This window comes from Streptomyces sp. Je 1-369, assembly GCF_026810505.1.
In the GTDB taxonomy this organism is placed as follows: domain Bacteria; phylum Actinomycetota; class Actinomycetes; order Streptomycetales; family Streptomycetaceae; genus Streptomyces.
Genome location: NZ_CP101750.1, coordinates 1,009,378 through 1,026,159 on the forward strand (window position 1 = coordinate 1,009,378; position 16,782 = coordinate 1,026,159).

General features: G+C 72.4%; 15 protein-coding genes. 2 read left to right on the top strand and 13 right to left on the bottom strand.

Translation table 11 applies throughout. The annotated features are described in order from the left end of the window. The first annotated feature begins 63 nt into the window (after positions 1-63). Positions 64-1,272: a phosphodiester glycosidase family protein gene (locus tag NOO62_RS04375; RefSeq protein ID WP_414930970.1), complete on the top strand. Its 1,209-nt coding sequence runs from the start codon at positions 64-66 to the stop codon at positions 1,270-1,272. Positions 1,273-1,281: 9 nt separating this feature from the next. Here NOO62_RS04375 and NOO62_RS04380 read toward each other — a convergent pair whose 3' ends face one another. From NOO62_RS04380 to NOO62_RS04415, 8 genes are all read right to left on the bottom strand, one after another. Continuing rightward, complete coding sequence (locus tag NOO62_RS04380) at positions 1,282-2,850, bottom strand: hypothetical protein (protein WP_268769567.1); 1,569 nt, start codon at positions 2,848-2,850, stop codon at positions 1,282-1,284. A 79-nt stretch (positions 2,851-2,929) separates the two neighbouring features. Next, complete coding sequence (locus NOO62_RS04385; protein ID WP_268769568.1) at positions 2,930-3,124, bottom strand: hypothetical protein; 195 nt, start codon at positions 3,122-3,124, stop codon at positions 2,930-2,932. A gap of 129 nt (positions 3,125-3,253) precedes the next feature. After that, on the bottom strand, positions 3,254-4,114 hold the full coding sequence (locus NOO62_RS04390) for a phosphatidylinositol-specific phospholipase C/glycerophosphodiester phosphodiesterase family protein (RefSeq protein WP_268769569.1): 861 nt from the start codon (positions 4,112-4,114) through the stop codon (positions 3,254-3,256). A gap of 133 nt (positions 4,115-4,247) precedes the next feature. Beyond that, positions 4,248-5,297 carry a 2-hydroxyacid dehydrogenase gene (locus NOO62_RS04395; RefSeq protein ID WP_268769570.1) on the bottom strand — a complete coding sequence of 350 codons (1,050 nt, stop codon included), beginning with the start codon at positions 5,295-5,297 and terminating at the stop codon, positions 4,248-4,250. After that, complete coding sequence (locus NOO62_RS04400) at positions 5,294-5,938, bottom strand: histidine phosphatase family protein (RefSeq protein ID WP_268769571.1); 645 nt, start codon at positions 5,936-5,938, stop codon at positions 5,294-5,296. Before NOO62_RS04400 ends, NOO62_RS04395 begins: the two co-directional genes overlap by 4 nt. Further along, entirely contained in the window at positions 5,935-7,464 is a 1,530-nt protein-coding gene (locus NOO62_RS04405) for an FGGY-family carbohydrate kinase (RefSeq protein WP_268769572.1), read from the bottom strand. The genes NOO62_RS04400 and NOO62_RS04405 overlap by 4 nt, the downstream gene beginning before the upstream one ends. Continuing rightward, a complete protein-coding gene (locus NOO62_RS04410) occupies positions 7,457-8,998 on the bottom strand; it encodes an FGGY-family carbohydrate kinase (protein WP_268769573.1) in 1,542 nt (513 codons plus the stop codon). The genes NOO62_RS04405 and NOO62_RS04410 overlap by 8 nt, the downstream gene beginning before the upstream one ends. A 3-nt stretch (positions 8,999-9,001) precedes the next feature. After that, on the bottom strand, positions 9,002-10,309 hold the full coding sequence (locus tag NOO62_RS04415; protein WP_268769574.1) for an MFS transporter: 1,308 nt from the start codon (positions 10,307-10,309) through the stop codon (positions 9,002-9,004). A gap of 264 nt (positions 10,310-10,573) precedes the next feature. On the opposite strand from NOO62_RS04415, the gene NOO62_RS04420 reads away from it, so the two are divergent. After that, a complete protein-coding gene (locus NOO62_RS04420) occupies positions 10,574-11,362 on the top strand; it encodes a DeoR/GlpR family DNA-binding transcription regulator (RefSeq protein ID WP_268769575.1) in 789 nt (262 codons plus the stop codon). Positions 11,363-11,594: 232 nt separating this feature from the next. Here the strand turns inward: NOO62_RS04420 and NOO62_RS04425 are convergent, their stop codons facing one another. From NOO62_RS04425 to NOO62_RS04445, 5 genes are read right to left on the bottom strand one after another with little or no spacing between them, the layout of a single operon-like run. Further along, entirely contained in the window at positions 11,595-12,263 is a 669-nt protein-coding gene (locus NOO62_RS04425; RefSeq protein ID WP_268769576.1) for an ABC transporter ATP-binding protein, read from the bottom strand. After that, positions 12,256-13,185, bottom strand: a complete 930-nt coding sequence (locus tag NOO62_RS04430; RefSeq protein WP_268775466.1) for an ABC transporter ATP-binding protein — start codon at positions 13,183-13,185, stop codon at positions 12,256-12,258. The genes NOO62_RS04425 and NOO62_RS04430 overlap by 8 nt, the downstream gene beginning before the upstream one ends. 44 nt (positions 13,186-13,229) lie before the next feature. Then, positions 13,230-14,096, bottom strand: coding sequence for an ABC transporter permease (locus NOO62_RS04435; RefSeq protein ID WP_268769577.1), 867 nt, complete (start codon positions 14,094-14,096; stop codon positions 13,230-13,232). A gap of 28 nt (positions 14,097-14,124) precedes the next feature. Further along, positions 14,125-15,090, bottom strand: coding sequence for an ABC transporter permease (locus NOO62_RS04440; RefSeq protein WP_268775467.1), 966 nt, complete (start codon positions 15,088-15,090; stop codon positions 14,125-14,127). A gap of 59 nt (positions 15,091-15,149) precedes the next feature. Continuing rightward, on the bottom strand, positions 15,150-16,739 hold the full coding sequence (locus NOO62_RS04445) for an ABC transporter substrate-binding protein (RefSeq protein WP_268769578.1): 1,590 nt from the start codon (positions 16,737-16,739) through the stop codon (positions 15,150-15,152). Positions 16,740-16,782: the final 43 nt, after the last annotated feature.

Here is a 16,782-nt window from a genome sequence, read left to right on the forward strand (position 1 = left end):
ACTCGCCAGAAGCAACGCGGTGGACGGTTCAGAACGGCCCTGACACTTGCCACGACGCTCGGCATGCTGGCCGGTGCCGCTCTCACGGGAGCGGCGCCGGCCGGTGCCGCTTCGGGGGGTGTCGCGCACGCGTCCGGCCCGGTGGCGCCGGGGGTGGAGTATCGATACTTCGACGTGGCGGGATCCCACGGGGCCGCCCGCGTGCACGTGCTCGACGTGGATCTGCGCGACCCGCGCACCAGTGTCGGCCTGCTGTATCCGGGCAAGGTCGCCGCGCGTGCGCCCGTCTCCGCGCTCGCGGACGGCGCCGGTGCCGTCGGCGGCATCAACGGCGACTTCTTCAACATCTCCGAGACGCAGCACCCCGGCGTCGAGGCGACCGGCGCACCCGTCGGTCCTGCGATCGCGGCTGGCCACGCGCTCAAGGGCGCCGTGCCGAACGGGCAGCGCTTCGGGCCCGCGATGCCGCCGGGCGTGACCACCGAGGCCGTCCTCGGCGTCGGGTACGACCGCAGGGCCCGCCTGGACAGCCTCGCCCTCGACGGGCACCTCCGCACCCGGGACGCCCGCCTTCCGCTGGGCGGCCTCAACCAGTACGCGCTGCCGGTGGGTTCCGTGGGCGCGTTCACCAGCGACTGGGGCTCCGTGTCGCGGGTGCGCGCGACCTGCGGCACCGACACGAGCCGCGGCGCGCCGTGCAGCACGGACACCCACGAGGTGACGGTCCGCGGCGGACGCGTGGTGGCCTCGGCCGACACGCCGGGCACCGGTCCGATCGCCCGCGGCACCACGGTCCTGGTGGGCCGCGAGGCGGGCGCGCAGGAGCTGCGGAAGCTGTCGGCGGGCGACTGGGTGCACGTCAAGCACCGCCTGGTCGCGGCCGAGTCCCGCATGCCTCTGCGCTTCGCCCTCGGCGGCTACCCGGTGCTCCGTGGTGGCGAGCCGCTGCCCGGCCTCGACGGGACCGCGTCGGCGGTGCGGACGGCCGCGGGGATCGCCGACGGCGGCCGTCGCCTGCTGCTCCTTTCCCTCGACGGGTCCCCCGAGTTCCGTACGGGCCTGACGATCGCCGAGATGGCGCGGACCCTTCAGGAGCTGGGCGCGCGGGACGGCTTCAGCCTGGACGGCGGCGGCTCCTCCACCCTGGTCTCCGCGACGTCCACGCTGGTGGCGCGGCTCCCGGGCGCCGAAGCCGTCACGGTCCGCAACAACCCCAGCGGGGGCATCGAGCGTCCGGTACCGAACGGCATCGGCGTGTTCTCCCGCACCTGAGCCGGTCGTTCACTCGCCGTCCCGCACCGCCACGAGCCCGTTGAACGCGCCCACGTAGGCCGTCCCGTCGGGGCCCAGCGTGACGGGCGCCCAGTTGTTGTCGTACGCGATGCCCGTGCCGGCGAGCCGCTTCCAGCGGGTGTCGCCGGTGCGGAAGTCGACGGCGGTCAGGTACCACGCATCGATGCCGAGGCGGTTGGGTTCCTTCGTGTAGAAGTACAGCAGGCCGTTGGCGGTGGACAGTTTCGGCACCGTCGACGGGGAGCGTTCGGCGCTCTCCCAGACGGTGTCGCAGCCGGTGCCGTCCTCGCGCACATCGATCCTGCTGACGCCGCCGACGACGCTGCGGCCGAGGGTGAGCGAGGTGATGTTCTCGTAGCCGTAGTTGTTCTCGACGACGAGGCTGTCGCCCCAGGTGATCAGCGAGTTGTCGGTGGTGGAGGCGCCGGAGCCGAAGACGGGAACCTTGCAGACGAGCCGCTCGTCGTCCGGCACGTCGGTGCCGCGCCGGTAGACGAGGACGTTCATGCGGTCGTCGGCGTTGTCGGTGATCGCCACGTAGTCGTCGTGCGCGCCGAAGAGGTCTGGCGTGGTGCCGGAGCCCTGGTTGACCGAGCCGGGCTTGGTGCCGGTGCCGCGGTCGTACGTCCGGCGCCAGAGGGCCTTGGGCGTGCCGTCCGCGGTGGCCCGGAAGCTGTAGAGGGCGTGGTCGGAGACGATCGAGACGCCGTCACGTGCGACGGAGAACGAGTTCTGGATCTCCTCGCCGTCGAGGCGGACGGAGCGGATGGCGCCGGACTTCGGGTCGACGGTGCCGATGCGCCCCTGCCGGGTCACCCACCAGATGCGCCCCTCCCAGTCCGGCATCACCGATGTGACGGGGTCGCACTCGCCGCTCGGGTAGAGGTTGGTCCAGCTCACGCAGTCGTGCGGAACGTGGTCCGTCAGGTCCCACTCCTTGTCGACGACGAAGCGCCAGCCACCGCCCGGGGTGCGTTCGTGCGCGAGTCGCACGATGTGCTGGCGCGAGTCGGCGAGGACGAGCCGGTCCTCGTTGTCGAGGTACGAATAGGCGCCGCCCGACGTGTCCTTGAAGATCTTCGAGAAGTCGAGGCGGGTGATGGCCTCGACGGTCGAGGGCCGCTGCGGCAGCTTGTACTCGGCGAGCGTGTCCAGCGTCTCCGGGTCGAGCAGCTTGACCAGGAACCCGGTGAACGTGCCGCACACGGTGACGATGCGTCCGTCGCGGTCGAAGGTGACGGTCGCGCACTCGCCGCCGAGCGCCGCCATCTTCTCGCTGTCGACGGTGGGCCGCTTCCCGAGCGGCCCGCTCCAGGGGTACGTTCCGCTGCCGGCCGCGTCGGCGTGCATGCCGCTGCGGCCGTTGGCGGCCAGGTACGGGTGCTGGGGCGGCGGGGTGCCGGGCAGCGGCCGCGCCTCGGCGGGCGCGCCCTCGTACTGCTCGACGAGCCGGTGCCCCGGGGCGTTGGGTATCTCGTCGGCGTACGCGGGCACCGCGAGGGACACGGTCAGGGCCACGACACCGGCGGGAACGATGTGGCGCAGTCTGCTGGGCATGCGCCGAAGCTAGATGCCGCCTCCGCGACTGTCCATGACTGCGCGTCAGTTGTTCATGAACTCGCAGCACTCGCACGCGTCATGGCCGGATCGAGCTGACGATGTCGGCGGTGGCCGTGAGTCCGTTGTGGATGGTCGGCGCCATGCTCGTACTCGCCAGGTAGAAACCGAGGAGCCCGCAGACGACGGCGTGCGACACCTTCAGCGCTCCGTTGCGCAGAAAGACCACCGCGAGGACCACAAGGAGCAGCACGACAGAGATCGAAACGGCCATGGGAAGTACCTCCTCCGCCACGTGGAACCGCGGCTTCCGGCCGTCAGTCTGGCGTAACGGAGGGAGCGTCCGGGCGTCTGACCTGTGCTCCGAACGGGTGTTACTTGCACGAGGGTTGATCCTCGAAGATCATCCGCGGTGCGCGTCGAGGAACGCTTCGAGCCCGGCGAGGTCATCGGTGTTGAGGTGATCCACCCCGGCGGCGAGCAGCTCGCTCCACACCGCGTCGCGCTGCGGTCCCGGCAGGTCGGGCGTGGCCCAGAAACGCACGCGCTGCCTGCGCGCGTGGGCGGCGGAGACGATGCCGCGCAGCTTGTCGCGCTCCGCCGGAGGTATCGGCCCCACGCCCTGCCAGCTGAAGTTGAGGGACCAGTTGTCGCTGATCAGCGGGATGAGCGAGGCGGGCGCCGCGGTGCCCAGATCGGCGAGCCGCCCGTCGTAGAAGGCATGCCGAACCCGCTGCGCCTCCATCGGCCCGCGCGCCGCCCGGTCCCCGGAGACGACGGCGGTGACGGCGCCGCGGCGCACCTTCCCATGGCTGTACGACGTGAAGAGGCGCCGGTAGGGCCGCAGATGGCGGTGGAGCTCGGCGTACGTCGACGCGCCCTCGGTCTTGATGTCGATCAGCAGCTGGAAGGGGGTGCGGTGATACCCCCGGTACACGGACCCGTGCTGTGCGCGCACGCGGGCGGCCAGGGGCTCCAGGTAGAGCGACTCCAGGGTGCGGGCGGGGTCGAGGTCCACCGGGTCGTGGGCGACGAGCAGCTGCCCGTCGACGAGGTAGATGTCGGCCTCGACGCTGCCGAAGCGGTGGTCGAGCGCGTCGAAGAGGGGGCGGGGGTGCTCGTAGTCGTTGTGGGCGTGGGCCCGGATCAGGGGGCGGGGGTGGTGTCCGCCTCCGGTCGCGTGCGCGTGGGCGGGCATCGCGACGCCGCCCACGAGGGCGGCTCCGAAGGTGGTGAGGGCTCTGCGACGGGTCGTGAGGGCCATGTTGTGCCTCCCGGGGGGCGAATGGATGCGGACGCCCGCCCACATGGACGGGCGGGACCTCAGTGAGTATGAGTCCCCGCCCACGCCAGGAAACCTGCCCTGCCCGGGAGTTGGCGCTATCGACGCCGCGCGTTCACGGCCGGTCCGTGAAGACCTCAGGGTTCGCGCAGTGGGCGAGGGGTTCGCCGTTCAGGTAGCGGGCGACCTCGGCTGCCACGATGCGGGCCGCCTTGTGGGCCACCTGTTGGCTGCCGCCCGCGATGTGCGGGGTCATGACGATGCCGGGGGTCTTCAGGAGGCGGGAGTCGGCGGGGACGGGTTCTGTCGGGTAGACGTCGAAGGCGGCTCCGGCGAGTTGGCCCGCGTCGAGGGCGTCGCAGACCGCTTCGTAGTCGAGGAGGGCGCCGCGGGCGCAGTTGACGAGGACGGAGCCGCGGGGCATGCGGGCGATCTGTTCGGCACCGATCATGCCCTTGGTCTCGTCGGTCACGCGCGCGTGCAGGGAGACGATGCGGGAGCGGGTGAGCAGGTCGTCGAGGGAGACCTGCTCGGCGACGCCGGTGAGCAGGTTGGGCTGTACGTAGGGGTCGTGGACCAGGACGTGGGCGCCCATCGCGACCAGGACCTTGGCTACGCGGCTGCCGATGGCGCCGTAGCCGACCAGGCCGACGGTGGCGCCTTCGATCTCGATGCCGCAGTTGTCGTAGTCGTAGTAGTCGCCGCGCCAGACGCCGGACCGCAGGTCGGTGTGGGTGTCACCGACTCCGCGTGCGGCGGCCAGGAGCAGGGTGAGGGTGTGTTCGGCGGTGGCGACGGCGTTGCGTCCCGGGGCGTAGCAGACGGCGACACCGTGGCGGGTGGCCGCCTCCAGGTTGGCGTTGACGGGGCCGCCGCGGCTGACGCACATCAGCTTCAGGTCGGGGCAGTTGGTGAGGATCCGCTCGGTCAGGGGCGCCAGCTGCGTGACGCACACCTCGACACCCTGGAGCGCCTCGATGAGCTCCTCCTCGGTGCCGGACGCCTCGACGACCTCGCCGACGGGGCCGAAGGGCGTGTGCGGCCAGGGCAGCGTGAGTTCCCGTACGGCGACGGCGTCCGTGCCGGAGGTGGCCGCGCGGACCTCGTCGGCGAGCAGGCGGGGCAGGACGAAGTGGTCGCCGGCGGCGAGGACGGTGGTGCTCATGAGGGGGTTCCTTCGTGTCCTTCGTGGGTGGGGGCGGTCGTGGTCGGTGCGTTGAGGCGGAGCAGGGACATCCGGTCCTCGCGGAGCCGCAGTTCGGTGAGGGCGCCGTTGTGGAGTGCGGGGAAGACCCGCCGGTAGTCGGCGAGGGGTATGCCGAGCTGGTGGCAGAGGAGGAGGCGGACGAGGGTGGAGTGGGCGACGACGAGGACGCGGCCTTCCGGGTAGGCGTCGGCGAGGTCGAAGAGGGCTTCGCTCGCGCGCTCGGCCGCCGCGCGCGGGTCCTCGCCGCCGGGCAGGTGGTGGGCGACCGGATCGCGGAGGAACGCTGCGAGTTCCTCGGGGAAACGCGCGCGCATCTCGTCCCGGGTCAGGCCTTCGCCCCGCCCGAAGTCCACCTCCACGAGCCGCTCCTCGACGCGGGGCGTCACGCCGAGCGCCTCGGCGGCGGGCTGCGCGGTCAGCCGGGCGCGGCTCAGCGGGGAGCTGACCACGGCGTCGATCCGCTCCCCCGCGGCCCACGCGCCGAGCGCGGCGGCCTGGCGGAGTCCGTGCGCGGTGAGCTCCACGTCGGTGCGCCCGGCGTAGCGGTTGCCGTCGTGCCAGACGGTCTCCCCATGGCGTACGAGGACGAAGTCGGTCACTGGTCTTCCCTTTCGCGTTCCTGGCTGTCGGGGGCCCGGCGGGCGCGGTCTCGCGCATGTGCGGCGACGGTGCCGTCCAGCCAGCCCCGTCCGGCCAGCTCCTCGACGAAGGCGAGGTAGACGGGCACCCAGCGGGCGGTACGCACGGGGTCGGGCCGGATCTCCTCGCCGGTGCGGACCATGGCGGCCGCGGCGTCCCGCACGCCGACACCCGCCGAGGTCGCGGCGAGCACCGCCATGCCGACCGCGCCCTCGGCCTGTTCGGGGACCCGCACGGTCCTGCCGAGGACATCGGCGCGCAGCCCGCTCCAGTACCGGTTGCGGGCGCCGCCCCCGGTGAGGGTGAGCGGTCCGTCGACGGGCGCGCCGATCAGGTCGAGGTAGTCGAAGCAGAGCCGTTCGACGCAGGCGACGCCGAGGAGGTACGCGTGGAAGCGCTCGGCGTCGTCGGCGGGGGCGCCGAGGACGAACGGGCGGGCGTCCGGGGCGCGGAAGGGGAAACGTTCGCCGCCGGTGGAGACCAGCGGGTAGGCGACCGCGTCGGACGTGCACCGGCTCGCGAGGGCGGTGAGTGCGTCCAGGTCGGCGTCCGGGAACTCGCGGGCGAGGGCGCCCGCGCCGCTGCTCGATGCGCCGCCCGGCAGCCAGGTGTCGCCGGGGCCGCGGTGGCAGTAGACGACGCCTCCCGGGTCGCGCACCAGGTGGGGGCTGGTGCCCTTGAAGACGAGGGTGGTGCCGAGTACGGAGTTCCAGGCGCCCGGGGTGAGGGCGCCCGCGCCGATCTGCGCGGCGCAGCCGTCGGTCATGCCCGCGACGATCGCCGTGCCCTCGGGGATGCCCGTCGCGGTGGCGGCCGCCGCGCAGACGGTGCCGAGGAGGCTGCCTGGACGTACGACACCGGGCAACAGGGCGCGTGGGACGGCGAGTTCGTCGAGCACGCCGTCAGGCCAGCGCTCCTCGGTGAGGTGGTAGCCGGTCTTCAGGGCGTGGCTGGCATCGCTCGCCACCTGGTGGCCCGCGAGGCGCCAGGTGATCAGATCGGGCTGGTGCAGCAGCCGCACCCCCGTACCGGCCGACGCGGGTTCGTGTTCGAGTAGCCAGAGCAGTTTGGGCAGCGCCCAGGACGGCTGCATGGAGCGGTAGCCGAGCTCGTGCCAGACGGCGGCGCCCGCCTCGTTGGCGCGTGCGGCCTGCCCGGCGGCGCGCCCGTCGTCGTACATGAGCCCCGGCGTGAGCGGGGCACCGGAGGCGTCGGCGAGCAGGACGGTCCCGGAGGTGCCGTCGATGGCGAGGCCTCGGACGCGGGCGGCGTCGATGCCGGACAGGGCCTCGCGGCAGGCGTCGGCGAGCGCGGCCCACCACTGCTCGGGGTCCTGTTCGTGGCGGGCTCCCTCGCGGCGGCTGGTGAGGGGGCGGGACGCGGCGGCGAGCACGCGGCCCGTGGAGTCGACGGCGACGCAGCGGGCGCTCTGGGTGCCGAGATCCAGGCCGAGCCAGACGGCGTCGGGGGGCAGCTGCTCAGGCACGGAGGGCTCCTTGTCCATGTGTCGTTTCTCGTGCTGCGCGGGGGCCGGGCAGGGGTGCGGCGGCCGCGGTCCAGCCCGCGTCGCGGGCCAGGGTGCGCCAGGTCAGGAACGACTCGTACAGGTCCGCGTAGTGGGCGGAGCGCTCCGGGTCGGGTTCCCAAGTGGTGCGCATCCGTACGTACTTGGCGGCGGCGCTGTGCATGCTGGACTCGGCGCCGCTGAGCACGAGGCCGGTGAGGAAGGCACCCTTGGCGCCGAGTTCGGTGTCGCCGGAGCGGGCCGTCGGCACGCCGGTCGCGTCCGCGATGAGCGCGCACCACTCGGCGCTGTTGGCGCCGCCGCCGCACAGCCGCAGCTCCGTGACCGAGGTGCGGGAGGCGACGAGCGAGTCGCGCAGGACGAGGGAGAGTCCGTCGAAGACGGCCCGGGCCAGGTCGGCGCGGGTGTGTTCGAGGGAGAGTCCCCAGAACGAGCCGCGGGCGCGCGGGTCGAGGAACGGTGCCCGCTCCCCCGCCGGGGAGAGGTAGGGCAGGAACATCAGGCCGCGGGCGCCGGGTTCGGATTCGGCGAAGGCCAGCGCGGCCAGTTCGGGCGGGCCTTCCAGGTGGAGAGTGCGGGAGGCCCAGTTGAGGACCTCCGCGCCGTTGAGGGTGGGGAAGGCCCGCAGGATGCGTTCGCGGCCGCGGTAGGCGATGTTGATGCCGGACGGTTCGCCGCTCGTGTCGACGTCCCTGCGGACGATCTCGGTGCACAGCGTGGTGCCGAGGATGCTGCACGCCTGGCCCGGGTTGACGACGCCCGCGCCGCGGGCGGTGGAGGCGATGTCGTACGGCGCCATGACGACGGGGAGCCCGGCGGGCAGGCCGAGCTGGGCCGCCGCCCCGGAGGTGATCTCGCTGATCCGCTCGTGCTCGCCGAGGACCTTGGGCAGCAGGCGGGCGTAGGAGGTGAGGCCGAACAGGGCGACGATCTCGGGGTCGTAGTCGCCGGTGGTGTGGTCGAGGAAGGGCGCGGAGGCGTCGGACTCGTCCGTGGCGGTGACTCCGGTCAGGCGCAGGAACAGCCAGCCCGCGGCGGTCAGCGACGCGGCCGAGCGGGCCAGGCGCTGCGGATCGTGGCAGCCCAGCCAGCTGAAGATCGCGTTGGGCATGCCGCTGCAGGTCAGAGAGCCGTTGCGCCGGTAGGCCTCGTCGAGGACGCCCTCGCGCTGCCAGCGGATGAGGATGTCGCCCGCGCGGCCGTCGGACCAGAGGACGGCGGGTCCGGTGGGGCGGCCCGCGGCGTCGACGAGCCAGGCGCCGTCGCCCTGCGCGGTGAACGTCACGAGCCAGACGGGGTCGGTGATCTCCGCCAGGGCGTTGCGGACGGTGTGGACGACGGCGTTCCACACCGTGTCCATGTCCTGCTCGGCCCACCCGGGGTGGCGGCGCTGCACCTCGGTGGCGAGCCGGGAGACGGCGAGTTCGTTGCCCTGGTCGTCGAAGACCACGGACTTGATCATCGTGGTGCCGACGTCGATGGCGAGTACCGACATGGGTCACGGTCCCTTCGGGGCTTCGGCGTGAAGCGGCTGTGGCAGGAGTACCGCGGAGTCGGCGACGGGGACAGGGGCCGGGGCGGTGGTCCGCAACGTGAGGGTGAGCAGCGCGCTGACCGCGTGGCACCCGGCGAAGATCCATACGACGCCGCCGACGCCGAGCGGCCCGAGGAAGAGGCTGACGACGAGGGGGCCCACGAAGGTGGAGGCGCCTGCGCCGAGGTTCAGCGCGGCCATGGCCTGGCCCTTGTGGGTGGGCGCGATGTCCGTCATGAGGGCGGAGAGCGGGACGTATCCGGAGAGCGTGGCGCCGTAGAGGACGGCGACCAGGACGCAGAGGGCGTACTGCGATCCGGCCGCGGACGGAACGTAGTAGAGGACGAGCGTCGACAGCGTGCACCCGACGCCGCCGAACCAGGCGACGGTGGTGCGCCAGCCGACCCTGTCGCCGACGATGCCGAACACCAGGTTGGTGACGATGTTGGTGGCGAACATCAGGGCGAGCAGCCGCAGCCACTGCGCGTTGGAGAGGCCGATCTCCTTGACGAACCAGGTGGGGAGCATGACCAGGAAGCCGAACTGAGAGGCGGTGTTGAGCATGCGCACCACCGCGCCCGCCCCGACCCGCGGGTTGCGGTAGAGGATCGTCAGGCTGCCGACGAGCCCGGCCATGGGGCTCTCGCCCGCCGGGGCCAGCCGTCCGGAGCCGGTGGGTTCGCGGACGAGGAGGAGCGGTACGAGACCGCCCACGACGACCACGCCGAGTGCGGCCCACAGGGTGCCGAGCTCTCCGACGTGCGGGATCAGCAGGCTGGCGGTGAGCGAGCCGAGCGTGGGCAGTCCGGCGGAGAACGCCGACCAGAACCAGCCCATGGCGCTGCCCATCTGCCGCTGCGGGGCGACGGCCGCGATCCACACGAGGAAGGCGTAGGCGAAGAGGGGGAAGGCGAGGCCGCGCAGTCCGTAGCCGAGGAGGAGCAGCGGATACGCCTTGCTCGGGATCGCGACCGTGAGGAAGAAGACGTGCGTGACGGCGAAGGCGACGAGCCCGGCCCACATGACGCGGCGCGGGCCCCACAGGTCGGAGAGGGCGCCCGCGAACCAGGCGGCGACGGCGCCCGTGACGCCGTACACGGTGAAGACCATCGCGACCGAGGAGGCCGGGATGCCGAGGTCCTCCAGGTACGGCGATAGGTAGCCGGCCTCGACGCCGACACCGGTCATGAAGATCAGGAGGCCAAGGTATCCCCAGGAGAGGGCGGGCGGGATGCCGAGTCGTGTGAAGACGGAACTCGGGGTGTTCGTCATCGAAGCTCCCCTGCGGCAAGGTCGGCGGCGGACGCGGCGGCTGATGCGGGCAGGTCCGAGCTAACAGTTGGCCGAAATCCGCCGTCAATGACCCGCTGACATCTCCCGCGACGAGGGTCTTTCGCCGTGTGAGGAGGACTTGGGTCCCCCGCCCCCGAGCTGCGCGGGCCCCGGGCCGCCACCGTGGCGACCTGTGAAATCCGTGAGATCATCACACCGGCATGTCACACGGTGGGTGGATGAGCGGCACGGCGGGAGAGGCGCATGGCGACGGCGGACCGGGCGGACGTGCGTGAGGCGCGGCGCGGCAGCATCCGTGAATCAGTGGTCGCGAACGGCTTCGTGCGCGCCGCCGACCTCGCCGACGAGTTCGGCGTCAGCCTGATGACGATCCACCGCGACCTGGACTTCCTGCAGTCGCAGGGGTGGCTTCGCAAGGTGCGCGGCGGGGCGACGGGCCTGCCGTCCGCGCAGTTCCACGGCAGCGTCGCCGAGCGCATGTCGACGATGGCGCAGACGAAGCAGCAGCTGGCGCGCGCGGCGGTGCGGGAGCTGGTGCCGGGCCAGACGGTGCTGCTCGACGACAGCACGACGTGTCTGCACCTGACGCGGCTGCTGGCCGAGCGCACCCCGCTGACGGTCATCACCAACTCGCTGCCCGCGATCACGGCACTCGCCAAGGAACCCGGCGTCTCGCTGATCGCGCTCGGCGGCAGCTACTTCCCCGCCTACGACGCCTTCATGGGCCTGCACACCGCGGACAGCGTCGAGGCGTTCCGCGCGGACGTCCTCTTCATGTCGACGACGGCGGTGACGCGCGGCCGCTGCTATCACACGTCACCGGAGACCGTGCAGGTCAAGCGCGCGATGATGGCGGCGGCCACGCGCCGGGTACTGCTCGCCGACCACACCAAGTTCACCCGCGACGGGCTCTACGCGCTGGCGCCGCTCGCCGACTTCGACCTGCTGGTGGTGGACGACGGTCTCGCGCAGGACGAGGTGCGCGAGATCCGCCGGGACGGCACGGAGGTACGGGTCGTGCCGCGGGGCTGACCCCGCGGCGGACCGTGGCGGATCACAGCACCGCAGGGAACCTCAGCGGCACGTGTACTGGATCGCGCCCGCGCCGTCGGTGAGCTTGGAGCCGACCCCCATGCATTTGGTCGTCGTACATCGACTTGCGGTCGACGGTGAGGTGGAACTTCTTCGCCTGCTCGGTGGAGGGCCGCGTCAACGGCCCCTCCATCGCGTTGGATTGGGCCGCGGTGATCGCGCGGGTGACGGTCTACGCGGCGGGGACACCCGCGAGCTCGTCCCAGTGCACCGTGCGGTCGCACCACCGCTCCAGGAGTACGCGGTCGTGGCCGACGGCGAGGAGTCCCGCGTCGTGCTCGGTCCGGTACTCCTCGACGACGTGGACCAGTGCCGCCGTCGTCGACGCGTCGAGCATCGCCGTCATCTCGTCGCAGATCAGCCAGCGGGGTCGGAGCACCAACGCGCGGGCCAGGCAGGCCCGTTGCAGCTGGCCGTCGCTGACCTCGTGCGGGCGGCGGCCCAGGAGGTCCGTGCCGAGGCCGACCCGGGCGGCGAGCTCAGGGACCGCGGCGGCCGCTTCGGCTCCGCGTCCGACGGCGCGCAGCGGTTCCGCGATCAGGGCGGTGAGGGTCAGGCGGGGGTCGGCGGAGAGCCGTGGCTGCTGGAAGACGACGCCGAAGGCGGTGCGCAGCTCGCGGGGCGCGCGGTGGCGCCAGCCGCGGGCGGTCGCGCCGTCGATGACGACCTGTCCGGCGTCGGGGCGGTGCAGGAGTGCGGCGACCCGCGCCAGCGTGGACTTGCCGCAGCCGCTGGGGCCGAGCAGGCCGACGGACTCGCCGGGCGCGAGGGTGAGGCCGGCGTCGCGGACGACGGGGGCGCGGCGGTCGTATCCGGCGGTGATGGAGCGCAGTTCAAGCACGGGGTGCCTCCAGTACGTCCGCGTGGGGATGGTGGCAGGCGGCGCCGTCGGTGAGCGCGGGCAGCGCGCCGCACGCGTCGTCGGCCCGTTCGCAGCGTGCCGCGAAAGCGCATCCCGCGGGCAGCGCGGTGAGTTCGGGCGGCATGCCGGGGACGGGGGTGAAGGCGCGCTCCGGCAGGGCGTTCAGGAGGCCGCGGGCGTACGGATGGCGGGGGCCCGGCGTGCCGAAGAACGCCTCCGCGTCGGTGAGTTCGACGACGCGGCTCGCGTACATCACGGCGACCCGGTCGGCGATGCGCTCGGCGGCGGCGAGGTCGTGGGTGATGAGGAGCAGCGCGCGGTCGTCGCCGACGTGCCGGCGCAGCTCGTCGACGGTGCGGTCGACCAGGTCGCGGTCGAGGCCGGTGGTGGGCTCGTCGGCGAGGAGGAGCGGCGCGTCGCCGATGAGGGCGAGCGCGGTGGCAGCGCGCTGGGCGAGGCCGCCGGACAGTTCGTGCGGGTAGCGGTCGAGGTGGCCCAGGGGGAACGCGGCGCGTTCGGCGGCCGCTTCGGCGGCGGCCCTCAGCCGCGGCTTCCGTACGCCCGCGAGCTCGCGGAGGGTCTCCTCCAGCTGGGAGCGGACGGTGCGGACCGGTGTCAGGTGGGCGGCGGGGCTCTGCGGTACGAGGCCGACGCGGCGCCCGCGCACGGTGCGGGCCAGCGTGCGCTCGTCGGCGGTGAGCAGGTCGACGGGGGCCGCGCCGTCCGAGCCGCCGATCAGCGCGGATCCGGCGGTCTCCGCGTTCTGCGGGAGCAGACCGAGGAGCGCGGAGGCGAGCACGGACTTGCCGCAGCCGCTCTCGCCGACCAACGCGAGGCACTCCCCCGCCGCGAGGTCGAAGGTCGCGTCGGTGACGGCGGAGACGTGGGTGCCGCCGCGCATGCGGAAGCGTACGGAGAGACCGTTCACGGAGAGGACGGGGACCGTCACAGCATGAGCTCCGATCGGCGCCGGGGGTTGATCCGTTCCCGCCAGGCGCCCGCGAGGCCCGCGATCGCCAGGGTGGGCACGATGATGAACAGGCCGGGGAACAGCGTCGGCCACCAGTCGCCCGCGAGGAGCGAACCGCGGGCGCTCTGCACGAGCGTGCCGAGGCTGGCCTGGTGGGAGGGGAGCCCGAGGCCGAGGAAGGACAGCGCGGACTCGTGCCAGATGGCGTGCGGCACCATCAGGACGGCGGCGAGTCCGGCCTGCGGCAGGACGCCGGGCAGCAGGTGCCTGACGGTGACGCGCAGCCGTGAGGCGCCGCCGGAGATCGCCGCGTCGACGTAGGGCCGCGAGCGCAGCGACAGGACCTCGGCGCGCACGATGCGGGCGGTGGACAGCCAGTGCGTGAGCGCCACGGACACGACGACCGGCCAGACGCCGGGCCGGAACATCGCGACGATGAAGATGCCGAGCAGCAGGTGCGGCACGGACGCGAAGACGTCGACGAGCCGCATCACCAGGCGGTCCACCCAGCCGCCGGAGGCGGCGGCGAGGGCGCCCACCGCCGTGCCGATGACGGTGGCGACGACGGCCGCGACGACACCGACGAGGAGCGAGACCCGAAGCCCGTACACGCAGCGCAGCAGCAGATCGCGGCCGACGTCGTCGGTGCCGAAGGGATGCGAGAGCGACGGCGGCCGCAACTTCGACGCGAGGTCGACGGCCTGCTCGTCGAGGTGGACGAGGGGCGGTACGAGGAGGACGGCGAGGACGACCGCGGCGACGAGCACCGCGGAGGTGCGCACCCGCCACGCGCGCGTGGAGCGCCGCACACCGCCCCGGTCACGCCACACGACGTCAGTCATCTCAGCCCTTTCAGCCATCTCAGCCATCTCAGCCATCGAATCCCACCCTCGGATCGGCGAGGCCGTACAGGAGGTCGGCCACGAGGTTGCCGAGCAGGACCGCGGCCGTGGCGAGCACGGTCAGCGCGGCGAGCAGCGGGAAGTCCACGGACGTCGCGGCCTGCACGGTGGCCGCGGCGATGCCGGGCCAGCTGAAGACGGTCTCCACCAGGAGCGCGCCGGTGATCAGTTCGGGCACGCGCGAGCCGATGAGCGTGAGGACGGGCAGCATGCCGGAGCGCAGTGCGTGGCCGAGGAGCACGGTCCGCTCGGCGAGGCCACGCGCGCGTGCCCCGCGCACGGGGTCGTCGCCCAGGGCGTCGCCGACCCCCTGACGCACGTACAGGACGAACCACGGCAGTTGCGAGACCGCGAGCACACCGGCGGGCAGCACCAGGTGGCTCGCGACCTGTCCTGCCGTCACGGTCGAGCTGGCCGTGTCGGTGAGTCCGCCGGAGGGCAGGACGCCGAGCTTCAGCGCGAAGAACCACACGGCGAGCAGGCCGAGCCAGAAGGGCGGCGCGGCTTCGAGGGTGTACGCGAGGGACGTCACGGCGCGGTCGAGCCAGCCGCCGGGCCTGCGGGCGGCGAGCACGCCGAGCGCGGTGCCGAGCAGGATGGCGACGACGAACGCGGTCGCGGCGAGCAGCACGGACCAGCCGATGCGTTCACCGATGGCGTCCGCGACGGGCTGCCTGAGGGTGCTGGAGTCCCCGAAGTCGCCGGTGAGCGCCGACGTCAGCCAGTCCCACCAGCGGGCGGTGAGCGGCCGGTCGACGCCGAGGTTGGCGCGCAGCTGGTCGAGGTTCTCCTGCGAGGCGGTGAGTCCGGCCGTGCCCGCGTACGCCTTGACGGGGTCGAAGGGCGAGGCGGCGGCGATGGCGAAGACCCCGAAGGTGACGAGCAGCAGCACGGGGACGGCGAACAGGGCGCGCCGGGCCACGAGCCGGGCCATCGGCCCCCAGGGGAGGCGACGGCGCGTCGCCTCCCCCGGAGCCTTGGTTATCGCCGACGTCACTTCTTCGGCTGCCAGTCCTCGACGTTCCACCAGGGGCCGGAGGCCAGGCCGTGGTCGTGCGGCTCGACCTGGGTGCTCAGGTCGCCGAACTTCTTGTCGACGACGTAGAGGTGGTCGATGTGCGTGAGGAACGTGTAGCCGGGGTTCTTCACGAGCTCGCGCTGGATCGTGTCGTACGCGGCCTGGCGCTTCGCGTGGTCACCGCTCTTGCGGGCCTCCTCAAGGGCCTTGTCGACCTTGGGGTTGTCGTAGTGCGCCATGTTGTTGAAGCCGTCACCGGCGAGGGAGGACTTCAGGAGCGTGTACTGGTCGAAGTCGGGATCGGCCGGGGAGCCGCCACCGGCGAGGACCGCGTCCTTGGGCATCCGGGGCTGGATGACCTCCCACGTGCCGGACTGCACCTCCACCTTGATGCCGATCTTCTTGGCGTCGGAGGCGTAGGCGAGGGCGTGGTCCTGGCGGAGCTTGTCGCCGGAGAGGTACCAGAGCGGGAACTCCGCCTGGACGCCGTCCTTCTCGCGGATGCCGTCCTTGCCCGGCTTCCATCCGGCGTCGTCGAGGATCTTCTTCGCCTTGGCGGCGTCGAAGGTCCGCTCGGTGCCCTTGGTGAACCAGGGGCTGTCGGTCGGGACGGGGCCGTAGGCCTCCTTGCCCTCGCCGTACAGGATCGAGTCGACCATCGCCTTGCGGTCCACGCCGACGTCGAGGGCGCGGCGGATGTCGGTGTCGCCCGCGACCTTGTTGCCGGTGGGCAGGGTCACCACGCGGTAGTCGAAGGTCTTGGCCGCGTAGGTGTTCCTGCCGCTGTCGCTCTTGTACTTCTTGGCGAGGTTGGGCGGCAGGATCGCGCCGTCGAGCTCACCGGCGTCGAGCCGGGTGGCGCGGATGTCGTCGTCCTTGATGATCGCCATGGTGAAGTTCTTGACCTTCGGCGCGCCGCCCCAGTAGTCGGGGTTGGCCTTGAAGGTCAGCTTCTCGCCCTTGGACCACTTGACCAGCTTGTACGGTCCGGTGCCGACCGGCTTGGTGGTGAAGGTGCCGGTGTTCACGTCCTGCTTGCCCGCGACGTGCTCGGGGGCGATGGGCAGGACGGTGCGCTCGGCGAACGGCGCGTAGGGGTACTTGAGGTGGAAGACGACGGTGTCGTCGCCCTTGGCCTCGACGCTCTTGACGGCGTCCAGCTCGGTCTTGGACGCGTTGTTCGTCTTCTTGTCGAGGATCGTCTCGTACGTGAAGACGACGTCCTTCGCTGAGAAGGGCTTGCCGTCGCTGAACTTGACGCCCTTGCGGAGCTTGTAGGTGTAGGTCTTGGCGTCGTCGGCGACCTTGGGCAGCGCGGCCGCGAGGGCGGGCTTGAGCTTCATGTCGGCGTCGTGCGTGAGCAGCCCGTCGAAGATCTTCGAGTTGCCGTCCTTGCCGTAGCCGAGGAGTGGGCTGAGGGTCTCGGGTTCGTAGGCGATGCCGACGACCGCGGAGTCCTTCGCGTCGCTGCCGCCGTCGCCGGGCGCCGAGCACGCGGAGGCGGCGACCGCTATGGCGGCCGCCGTCGCCGTCGCGCCTGCGCCCCGTATCGATCGGGCCCTCATGCTCCACACCCCTACTGAAGATCAACCGTTGTTGCGAACGGGT

What these genes read in the sequence shown, in the direction of transcription:
- NOO62_RS04415 (WP_268769574.1), bottom strand. Translation starts at nt 10,309, where the DNA reads ATGACGAACACCCCGAGTTCCGTCTTCACACGACTCGGCATCCCGCCC.
- NOO62_RS04385 (WP_268769568.1), bottom strand. Translation starts at nt 3,124, where the DNA reads ATGGCCGTTTCGATCTCTGTCGTGCTGCTCCTTGTGGTCCTCGCGGTG.
- NOO62_RS04390 (WP_268769569.1), bottom strand. Translation starts at nt 4,114, where the DNA reads ATGGCCCTCACGACCCGTCGCAGAGCCCTCACCACCTTCGGAGCCGCC.
- NOO62_RS04375 (WP_414930970.1), top strand. Translation starts at nt 64, where the DNA reads ATGCTGGCCGGTGCCGCTCTCACGGGAGCGGCGCCGGCCGGTGCCGCT.
- NOO62_RS04380 (WP_268769567.1), bottom strand. Translation starts at nt 2,850, where the DNA reads ATGCCCAGCAGACTGCGCCACATCGTTCCCGCCGGTGTCGTGGCCCTG.
- NOO62_RS04430 (WP_268775466.1), bottom strand. Translation starts at nt 13,185, where the DNA reads ATGCGCGGCGGCACCCACGTCTCCGCCGTCACCGACGCGACCTTCGAC.
- NOO62_RS04420 (WP_268769575.1), top strand. Translation starts at nt 10,574, where the DNA reads ATGGCGACGGCGGACCGGGCGGACGTGCGTGAGGCGCGGCGCGGCAGC.
- NOO62_RS04435 (WP_268769577.1), bottom strand. Translation starts at nt 14,096, where the DNA reads ATGACTGACGTCGTGTGGCGTGACCGGGGCGGTGTGCGGCGCTCCACG.
- NOO62_RS04445 (WP_268769578.1), bottom strand. Translation starts at nt 16,739, where the DNA reads ATGAGGGCCCGATCGATACGGGGCGCAGGCGCGACGGCGACGGCGGCC.
- NOO62_RS04410 (WP_268769573.1), bottom strand. Translation starts at nt 8,998, where the DNA reads ATGTCGGTACTCGCCATCGACGTCGGCACCACGATGATCAAGTCCGTG.
- NOO62_RS04395 (WP_268769570.1), bottom strand. Translation starts at nt 5,297, where the DNA reads ATGAGCACCACCGTCCTCGCCGCCGGCGACCACTTCGTCCTGCCCCGC.
- NOO62_RS04440 (WP_268775467.1), bottom strand. Translation starts at nt 15,090, where the DNA reads ATGGCCCGGCTCGTGGCCCGGCGCGCCCTGTTCGCCGTCCCCGTGCTG.